The organism is Porphyromonas macacae DSM 20710 = JCM 13914 (assembly GCF_000379945.1).
Lineage (GTDB): Bacteria > Bacteroidota > Bacteroidia > Bacteroidales > Porphyromonadaceae > Porphyromonas > Porphyromonas macacae.
This window is the reverse complement of the sequence record NZ_KB904145.1, coordinates 1-9,242: the sequence shown is the minus strand read 5'-3', so window position 1 is coordinate 9,242 and position 9,242 is coordinate 1. Positions and strand designations below refer to the sequence as shown.

The following is a 9,242-nucleotide window of genomic DNA, read 5'->3' as shown; positions in this document are numbered from 1 at the left end:
AGACCTTGGATTGATTCTAAATTCAGCGAATCTACAATGCTGTTGACCAGGCGCACAGGGTCATTGGCATCAATATCTTGACCAAGTTCTGCAGGAAATAGCAGGATGGGGTCGGATATGTAAGGACGAAAGTGTAACTTTGTATTCATTAAGTAATTGATATTTGCTAAGTTACTCAAACTTAGTGAACGAACGAAGCCCTAGCTTGTGAAAGTTGGGGCTTTGTCGTTGGATGAGGAATAAAAAAAGGAGGCTGCCCCAAAAATGAATTTTGACACAGCCCCTTGCATATACAATCTATCCGGTATTTCCCGTTTAGAGTGCTGCACTCAAGCCGACACGAAACAGTCTGAGATCTTTGTCCCTCGTACAGGAGCAGGCCGCATCGAGGGAAATGCCTTTCAGGCGGTAACCAAGCCCCAAAGTAAGGTAGCCATTGTCATTACCCCAATGATATCCGGTACGCACCGATACTCGTTCGAGCCATTCGTACTCGACACCTGCACCTCCCGTAAAGGCTTTGGCATCAGAGGGAAGCACAAAATAACGGGTAGCCAGCACAGCATTCACTTTATGCGCTTTTGAAAACGGAAGGGTAACCGAACCGCCCAATCCGAGAGAAGACGGGAGACTGTTTTTGGAGCCGTTTTTGCCATACTTTATTTTTCCTCCAAAATCATTCAGAGAGAACCCAACAGAGTAAGAACCGGTATTGCCGGAAACGATCAGGATGTTCCTGTAATAAATGCCTGCCGTGGCACTGCCGGTATAGCCGGTGTAGCCGTTGTAAGACTGTATAAGGGCACCGCCGGCATAAGCCGATAAGTGCGAACTTATCCTGATCGCATAAGAGAGATCGATACTCCAGTCCATCGGCTTAATATCCTGCATCGGTATCATATCTTCTCCCACCTGCGGTATATTCAGTCCGTCGAAAAATCGGAAACCCACCAGCAGAGCATAGTTATCCATGATTTTGTACCCGCCGGAAAAAGCATGATACTTCATGGCATCATCGTTGACCTTGGGATAGAGGCCGAAAGTATAAGAGGCATAAAAATTGGCCTGCTGCTGAAGAAAGGCTGTGGGATTGGTATAAAGAAACATGCTTTGGGTATCGCCCATAACGGCATCGCCCATACCGGCAGTTCGTGTGTCCGCATTGATTTCGAGGAAAGGTAACGAGCGGCTTTCCTGAGCCCAAAGAACGGAGATACTGCAACAGAGTAAAACGGAAAGTATTATCGCTATTCTTTTAGACATGATCGTAGAATGTTATTGTTTTACAAAAGGTTGTTTATCCGTTTGGCTTTGAGCCTCCACTTGCAAAAAGTATGTTCCACCGGCCAGTTTGCTTACATCGAGCTGCAGGTGTCTCTGTTCCGGTGTTTCGATACTGACTTCCTGTCGCTTTATTCTTGTTCCGGTAGGTGTGAGAATGGAAACAGTCGCCCGATTCACCTTATCGCTCAAGCGCACATGAAGCACTTTTACAGTCGGTACGGGGTAGATGGCATAGACAAGTTTGTCCTCCACAACCTGAGCAGGCATGATATGGGTCGTGTGGGCACCCGATTCATCCGTAGCCGTGAGTTCGAAAGAAGCCATACCCGTTTTTACCGGTTTCACCGTAAGAATATTTCCGTTCACAACGGCTTTTGCCACAGAGGGTGTAAATTCATGAACGGTATAACTTATTTTGTCGCCGTCTTTATCTTCAAAATATTTTGAAAGGTCGAGTTCAATACCATTCACGGTATTTACGGTAACGAACAGTCTGCCCGGATCCCGAGTCAATGCAGGAGCCTGATTTCTGTACACTTCAAAAGGAATATCCATTTCAGTTACGTCCGAAAAGGCGTTGGATACGCTCACCGTAAGAGTATATTTACCCACAGCGGAGACGGCCTTGAACTCGAGGAACAGCCCGTTCTCCTCTTTAGAGATCTTTACCCCTTCGGTATTTCCCGATACGGTATAGCTCCAGCCCAACCGGTCGGCGTCTTCCACGAGCAGCTTAACCCGAGTCGTTTTCAAGCCGGATACGCGCACAGCTTTATCCGTGTCGAGTTTCAGAACCACAGGCGTACTGTTGGTGGTTTTCGCTTCCATAAGATAAACGTCGGAAACCTCTTCCCATCGGTCTACAGCCTCGATTGCCAAAAAATATTTGGTGTCTTTCTTCAGTTTATTCAACGTAACCTCAACAGGATCTCCAGGTTTACGTCCCCAGGCTTTTACTTCCGTTTTACGGGCTTTCCTGAAATTCTTTTCATTGAGGGGATGTTCCGACAGATAAACATAGTAAAGAGAGGCCGAAACGTCGTCTTCGTCTTTAACGGCAGCCCAACTCAAAGCAAGTTCCGTTTGCTTTGCGGTATACTCCACTTTGGCAACCTTCTCGGGTTTTTTATGCCTGTTTTCCGCAAGCGCTTTGGCCGCATCTATATAACCCCGTCCCAAACGTCCTCTGTATTTGGGATTCATTTCATCTATATCCACCGGAAGAAAAGAGTTTCTCAAACGTTTCTCCAAATCCTGAGAAGTGAAGCCGGGGCCTCCGAACCGGGAAACAACCAGAGCCGCTATTCCGGACACATGCGGACAAGCCATGGACGTGCCCTGCATGTAACCGTAGGTATTTCCGGGCAGAGTGCTTAAAACCTCTCCTTTGGAGTAGAAACGGCTACCGCCCGGTGCCGTCAGCGTAACCCAGTCTCCGCGGTTGCTGTAATATGCCGCCGTATAGTCCGGGGCCATGGAAGCCACCGAAATCGTCTTCGGATAGGCTGCCGGGAAGCACTTGAAATCCCGGCCGTCATTACCGGCTGCAAAAACAACGATACCGCCTTTCATCGGTGAATCTTCGAGTTGATTGCCATTTTCATCGCAACCGGCATACTTTATGAAGTAGTCTATAGCCTCCTTCAAAGAAGGACTGATATTGTCCGGTCCCGGATAGTTATACCCCCAGGAGTTCTGGCTGATTACAGCACCATTGTCCGCACCGTATTTTATCGCTTCGGCAAAAGAGGAAGCGCTCCAGCCGTTCTGCAGAAAAACCTGACAGGTCATGATACGCACACCGCTGTCCGGCTCTCCGTTACCGCCGGCCACACCGCAGACACCTTTGCCGTTTCCATTGCGGGCAGCCACCGTACCGGCTACGTGCGTACCATGTCTGACCGGCTCTATTACGCCATTATTCAAGACGAAATTATATCCGTAAACATCATTCTTATACCCATTGTTATCGTTGTCTTTTCCTGGCTCGCCGTTCAACTCTGCAAGATTGACATACATATTTTCACGAAGGTCTTCGTGCCGGTAATCCACTCCGCCGTCTACAACGGAAACGATAACATTCTTTTTCCCTGTCTCCACCTTCCAGGCTTCGAAGAGATTGATATCGGCACCTTCGACAGACTGCACATGCCTGCCGACATTATTGTAATGCCACTGTGCACCCAGTTGTGGATCATTGAACGGCTGTTTGTCCGTTCTAACCGGAGGATTGACAGCAAATAAAACCGGGCGGGAGTCTGTCGGTTCGATACGGTGAAGTTTTTCTATGATCTCCACACCGGGAATTACTTTCATTTCCGAAGCAGCACGGGTAACCGGTATCTTTTCATCGAATATCACATCGTACCACAAATGCAGTCCCTCGCGCCGTGAGCGTTCCTCATATTTGCCGGCAGGGCGGAACACACGTGTCATCTTCGTTGCCCCGACCTGACGCAGAAAGCGGTCTATATCCGACCGGCCACTACGCAGAGAGTTATCGCCGCCTTCGCCGACACTGAAATTGTCTCCTGCGGCACGGGTAAGTTTTACGCGAATGATGCCCGGAAGAATTTGAAGGTTGTCCGTTTCCGGGGCTATTTCCGTTTGATCTGCAAGCTCGTCCATCCTACGGTCTGCACAACCCATAGAGAGAAAAACGACGAACCCTAATAATATGATTATTCTTTTCTTCATGATAATTGTTCTCATTTGGATAAAATTTTAGCCCTCGATAGGAGTAAACAAAATATCTTTCTTGCGGATTTTTGCCTTTACGTTTTTCTTTCTATCGACATAAACGCGCTCTTCTTTTTCAAATTTTTCAAACCCGTTTCCGGACAAAAATCCAATGACGCCGGCCAATTCCTCTTCATCGGTAAGAAGAGTGGACGAATCGGTTATCATAAGAGCAGAAACGAGCTTATCTTTCGTGATATCATAAATAATCCTCCGGAAAGCAGGCGTAGTAAGCTTGAATGTCCATAAAGAAAGATTCGTTAAGCCGTCCGGCGCACTGATCAGATCGCTTCTGCGGGCGTATTCGAATGTATACACCTTTTCGGCTTTGTCTCCGAATCCGAGATAGGGCAGCAGGTAGTATACAATTCCCTTTTGCAAGATAGAAAGCTCTTTTAACTCCTGCCTGATCTTCGAACGAAAATAAATCTTCGTTTCACGCGCCTCTCTTGCGCTGTTTTCTCCCACTTTAACCGAAACACAGTTCTTGAACCGGTCTAAAACGGTTGTTATCCAAGGTGCTTCATTAAGCACTTCCCAGTCATCCACATCGGATAGAATATCCACCTTAAACTCTCCGCCCCACTGATCCGTTTCGATCTTCCGAGGCTCTATTCCGCTTATCACGGTACTTCCGGATTGCTCTACAGTCAACTTGCGGCTTTGTGTGCCGGCTCGAACGAGAATGTGAGCTGTACGCATCTCCGTACCTTTATTTTCCGAAAGATGAAGAACAAGTGTTTTTTCCACGGCCTCGACTTCAATCCAATCGGCATTTTTCACAAAAGACCAATGAGCCTTGTTCGTCAATATGGAAATCTCTTTCATTGCTTTCTTGTGAGAAAACTTAAGCTGTTCGCTTTCGGAGAAAGAAAGCGTATCTCCTTCCGTCAGATCGGCACGCGTACACGATCCCAACAAAAAAAGGACTAATGAAAAGATTAATATCAGAGCTTTTCTTATCATAGTATATATTTCGTTTATTATGTTATCGATGGTCGAAAATCAAGATTTCGATATACGGGTATAATTGAAGTAGAGAGCCTTTCTGCCATCGGTAGCCTTGAAATGGGTACCGAGTGAAACTTTTACACGAATGTTTTTTCCGGCATTCTTGAATAAATAGCTTCTGGTTGGATAATCGTATGTCTCGAACTCAAAACCTTCTTTCCGCATCAGTTCCTTAAACTCTTTGGTCAGAAAGTACACACCCTCCACCTGAAACAGTGCAAGCTCAATATTTTCAAAAGCATGTATAACATACCGGGAAACCATGGCATAAGTACGGGAAACCCAAGGATCGGTTCCTAAATAAATCCACAGCGTAGAAGTTGATTTTTCTTTCCAAAACAGGCCGCCTTTCTCCTTCTCGTATTTTTCGATTTCCTTTCCATCGAAAGAGAAAAGATACTGCGGATATGTTTCAAAAGTCGGATAACTGCGCGCCTGTATCGCCTCGAAAGTAAACCTCACGTCGGGCTTGGAAACATCGGGAAGAACGGCAGCCTCGACATTGAATCTATCGACGACCTTCGAGTACACATTATCCTTGCCCGGTACGGGAAGAAAGCCTTCGGCCTTGAGAAAAGAGATAAAGCCGCCGGCATCCGGTTGCTGCAAAAAAGCCGGGTCTTTCGGAATCAGTCTGGCCATCATGTACTTATGGTCGTAAACTTTATAGTCTATCTTACTAAACTTCGAATATGTTGTGGTGTAAATCCAGGAATCGGTGTTCACAAGGTCATCGGGAACAGAAGTCAGATAATTTCTACGCTTCAACTCAAAATCCTTAACGGTATGCGGATCGGCCCCGAAAACCAAACAGGGGAGTATAAATTCGGGAACACCTGACTGCTCTACCGTAATCGTAGTTTTTACCTTACCGTCTACAGCCGATAATGTAAAGATGGCCACCCTGGGGGATTCTCCATTATACTCGTCTACCTTTATCTCGATTTCTTTATTGAAGACTTTAGATTTTACACTTATCCAGCTCTCTGTAAGCCCCTCTATGCGCCATTCCTTGAGATTTGACAGCACCGTTACAGGGAATACACCCCCAAAATTATCTACCGAGAGTTTTTGCTTATCCGTCCGGATAAAGAAATCCGATCCTTTTTGTATCACCTTCACCGCACTCGAACGCCCCCCTGCAAGTACTTTAACGTACCCCGCACGTTCCTCCGTATTCTTATTGGCTTCGACTTTAACCAGAAGCACGTTTTCCTGTTTGAAGGTCTGTATCCATCCCGATTCGCTGACAGCAATCCATTTACTCTGATCCGTATTCACAGATATGCTCTTTTCGGATGTCTCATGAGAGAATGTCAACTCTTCCTCCGAAAGACTCAGAGCAGGTTGTACATCCTCTTTCTCTTTGCAGGAAGAAACCAGCAGCACGAGTGCAGAAAGAAGTAATATTTTATTCCATACTGTTTTCATCTGTATCTTGATTTATTTTAGCATTTCTACATCGTTAATGTTTTTATCCATACACGCTTGGGTACCGGAGGGAGTATAGGGAGCGATATTATACGACAATACATACCGGTTTTCCCAAAGACTTTTACGTACCAGTAAAAAGAGTTTCTTTTGGATATTCACGAAAGAAAATTCGCCCTCAAAAGCATTTTCGTCAAAAGGCACAAAACCCTCTTTTTCCAATAAAGCGACGAACTGCCCGGTCAAAACATGGAGATTGCCATACATATACATGCCCAACTCCAATGACAGGAAAGTAAAAGTCGTTCTCTTGAGCAAGCCGCTTTCACGATCGATGGTGTATCCCCTCATTCCCAAAGGTCGGGGAGCATGAAACATCAGCAAATCGGTCTTTGCTCCGGGAAGCCCCACGGAAGAGAACTTATCGGAATACTCCCCACCGTTCTTCTCTTCCCATTTTCTCACATCATCGGCTTTGGCTTTATTAAAGTCTGTCAATCCGTAAATAAACCGATCGAGAGTCGGATACGGCTCCGTTTCCTCAGGGACAGGCATAAATACGGCAAGAGGTGTTTGTGCGGCATCTTTCGTAAGCAAAACTTTTACTCTTTTCTCTTTATTGAGATACAACACACCTCCTTTACCGGAAAACTGTTTTACAAAACCGTTTTCTTTCAAAAATTCAAGGTATCCGGCATCCGAGAAAAGGTCCTTCTCTTTTGCCACCATCGTGGCCACATAGACAAACTCGGCAGAGTAACGCATGGTGGTATAACGAACATAAGGGAATACCGTACTTTCCGTATGATAAGTATAGAACGGCGTATCGTCAATGCCGAAAGAAGGGGGCTTCGGTGTACCGACAAGTTTGCTGTGCCTGCCTTTCTCAAGCTTATCTATCTCCCGGATATTTGCACCCCACTCGAAAAAGGGCATGATAAAACGCATGGGACCATCTTGAGAGACCTTGAACATCTTAGTGACATTGCCGGCTTTCATGGTCAATTCCGTCTGACGCTCTTCGCCGGTCTCATTCTCTGAAATATCCAAGGTTATTTCATTTCCGTAAGACGGCTTACCGACCTTTATCCAGGGCACATCGCTCAAAACCTCCCACTCCGGGGCATTGGTCTGCACATACAATGACACTTTACCGCCATAGCGCTCTATGCGTAGCTCTTCTTTTCCCTCTATGGAAATACTTGCAGCAGCTCCCTCCTGTTTCACTTGTAATATTTCTGCAAGTGTACCGGAGATTACAGTTACCTGAGCAATACGGGGCTGCACCTCGGGATTGGAATCAGCAAGGAGAATAAGCTCGTTTGCGGACTTAACCGCCCTCAACCATTCCACATTGGATATGGCTTCCCAACTACCGGCATTGGTAGTGACGGTCAACTTCGCCTCCGATTTTCCGCTCGTGAATGTCACTTCGGAATCGGGAGACACAACCAACATATGCTCTTCCTCTTTCTGGCAGGAAAAAAGCATCAGGCTTAGCAGCATGAGTAAAAGACAGAATTGCCTCATAAGATTAAAATTAGATTGCTTATCGTTAGTTTGAAAAGAATATTTTTCATGGTTTCTGCACTCGCATATTCGCAACTCTGCACAAATATCAGAGAAAGTCTGTAATGGCAATGACATACTTATTTATAAATCATGGTAAAATCCCGGCAAATAGAAAAAAACCATACGCCGAAACACTTCAAGGTAAAAAGCAAAACAATATAACAATTATAATTAAAACCGACAGAAGTATCCCAACAAAATACATTCTCTTTCCAAGAAGGTTGAATTCCACCCGAAAAGTTAGATACTAAATTATCTCTGTGTTATAGAAAGAGTTCGGTATTGTACCGTACTCTTCCCGTTTAATATTGCTTTAATTCTATCATTGTTATAGTACCGGATATACTCCTGCAACGCATCGATAAAACGCTCCGGAGAGTCAAACATCTCGGCATACAAGAACTCTGACTGCATAATATCAAAGAAGTTCTCCATCATGGCATTGTCTAAACTGTTTTCTTTACGCGACAGACTTTGAATGATTTGTCTTTCGGCAAGGCGCTGCCGATAGCCTTGATTTCCATGCTGCCATCCCCGGTCGGAACGCAGAATAAGTCCATCGACACCATCGAAATTGCAAAATGCCTTTTGAAGCATATCCTACACTTGCTCCAAATTGAGACTTTTGAAGATATTGTAGGACATAATCTCCCCATTAAACATATCAATATCGGAGATAAGTAAAGCTTCTCCTTTCCTATATCGATTTGCGTAACATATGTTGCCCATTTCATCCCGGGAGCTTGAGCAACAAAGTTCCTGGCAAGGACATTCGGAGCAGTCTTGCCAACTTCACCTTTTTAGGAGCGATAGCGCAGTCTAATGATTTTGCACTTCTTAAGGTGTTGCTCAAACATCAAGCGGCGGACTTTCTTATGATTGAATACCTTTAAACACCATTCGAAAGTTGGGGACATATCGCTTACCTCGAGAACTCATGGTAAAATTCAGCTCCATCTTCAGCAACAGGCTTTTATCTCATCCAACCGGCAAGAAGGAGTTATCTCTCATACAGCCCCGCCGGCTTGTTTTCTCTAAAACCGGGCAACGGAACAACACAACCATCTCCCCCCGGACGTAGAGGAGAGAGCACCGAAAAGAAGAAACAGCAAGAGCCGCAGCAAAGAGAGTTCTTCTCTCCTGGCTACGGCTCTTCTCTTAAAAAATTGGCGGCTACCTACTCTCCCACTGTTACGCAGTACCAT

General features: G+C 45.5%; 7 protein-coding genes. 1 reads left to right on the top strand and 6 read right to left on the bottom strand.

Going from position 1 to position 9,242, the window contains the following annotated elements; genetic code table 11:
* Positions 1 to 315: 315 nt before the first annotated feature.
* The 6 genes from A3GI_RS0106925 to A3GI_RS0106900 all read right to left on the bottom strand — a co-directional run bounded on the left by A3GI_RS0106925 (position 316) and on the right by A3GI_RS0106900 (position 8,634).
* Entirely contained in the window at positions 316 to 1,263 is a 948-nt protein-coding gene (locus A3GI_RS0106925) for a PorV/PorQ family protein (RefSeq protein WP_018360735.1), read from the bottom strand.
* Between the two features lie 12 nt (positions 1,264 to 1,275).
* Positions 1,276 to 3,981, bottom strand: a complete 2,706-nt coding sequence (locus tag A3GI_RS0106920) for a S8 family serine peptidase (RefSeq protein WP_026215991.1) — start codon at positions 3,979 to 3,981, stop codon at positions 1,276 to 1,278.
* Between the two features lie 27 nt (positions 3,982 to 4,008).
* Complete coding sequence (locus A3GI_RS0106915) at positions 4,009 to 4,989, bottom strand: BACON domain-containing protein (protein ID WP_018360733.1); 981 nt, start codon at positions 4,987 to 4,989, stop codon at positions 4,009 to 4,011.
* 39 nt (positions 4,990 to 5,028) lie between these two features.
* Positions 5,029 to 6,465, bottom strand: a complete 1,437-nt coding sequence (locus tag A3GI_RS0106910; protein ID WP_018360732.1) for a BACON domain-containing protein — start codon at positions 6,463 to 6,465, stop codon at positions 5,029 to 5,031.
* A 12-nt stretch (positions 6,466 to 6,477) separates the two neighbouring features.
* Positions 6,478 to 7,995, bottom strand: coding sequence for a BACON domain-containing protein (locus A3GI_RS0106905; RefSeq protein WP_162151399.1), 1,518 nt, complete (start codon positions 7,993 to 7,995; stop codon positions 6,478 to 6,480).
* Between the two features lie 294 nt (positions 7,996 to 8,289).
* Positions 8,290 to 8,634, bottom strand: a complete 345-nt coding sequence (locus A3GI_RS0106900) for an IS3 family transposase (RefSeq protein ID WP_018360730.1) — start codon at positions 8,632 to 8,634, stop codon at positions 8,290 to 8,292.
* Positions 8,635 to 9,062: 428 nt separating this feature from the next.
* Between A3GI_RS0106900 and A3GI_RS11810 the strand changes: the two genes are divergently transcribed.
* A partial coding sequence (locus A3GI_RS11810) for a hypothetical protein (RefSeq protein ID WP_211205815.1) occupies positions 9,063 to 9,242 on the top strand: 180 nt, incomplete at its 3' end.

Bases quoted from the DNA above. Each gene is read 5' to 3' on its own strand.
- A3GI_RS0106910 (WP_018360732.1), bottom strand. From the start codon at position 6,465: ATGAAAACAGTATGGAATAAAATATTACTTCTTTCTGCACTCGTGCTG.
- A3GI_RS0106900 (WP_018360730.1), bottom strand. From the start codon at position 8,634: ATGCTTCAAAAGGCATTTTGCAATTTCGATGGTGTCGATGGACTTATT.
- A3GI_RS0106905 (WP_162151399.1), bottom strand. From the start codon at position 7,995: ATGAGGCAATTCTGTCTTTTACTCATGCTGCTAAGCCTGATGCTTTTT.
- A3GI_RS0106915 (WP_018360733.1), bottom strand. From the start codon at position 4,989: ATGATAAGAAAAGCTCTGATATTAATCTTTTCATTAGTCCTTTTTTTG.
- A3GI_RS0106920 (WP_026215991.1), bottom strand. From the start codon at position 3,981: ATGAAGAAAAGAATAATCATATTATTAGGGTTCGTCGTTTTTCTCTCT.
- A3GI_RS0106925 (WP_018360735.1), bottom strand. From the start codon at position 1,263: ATGTCTAAAAGAATAGCGATAATACTTTCCGTTTTACTCTGTTGCAGT.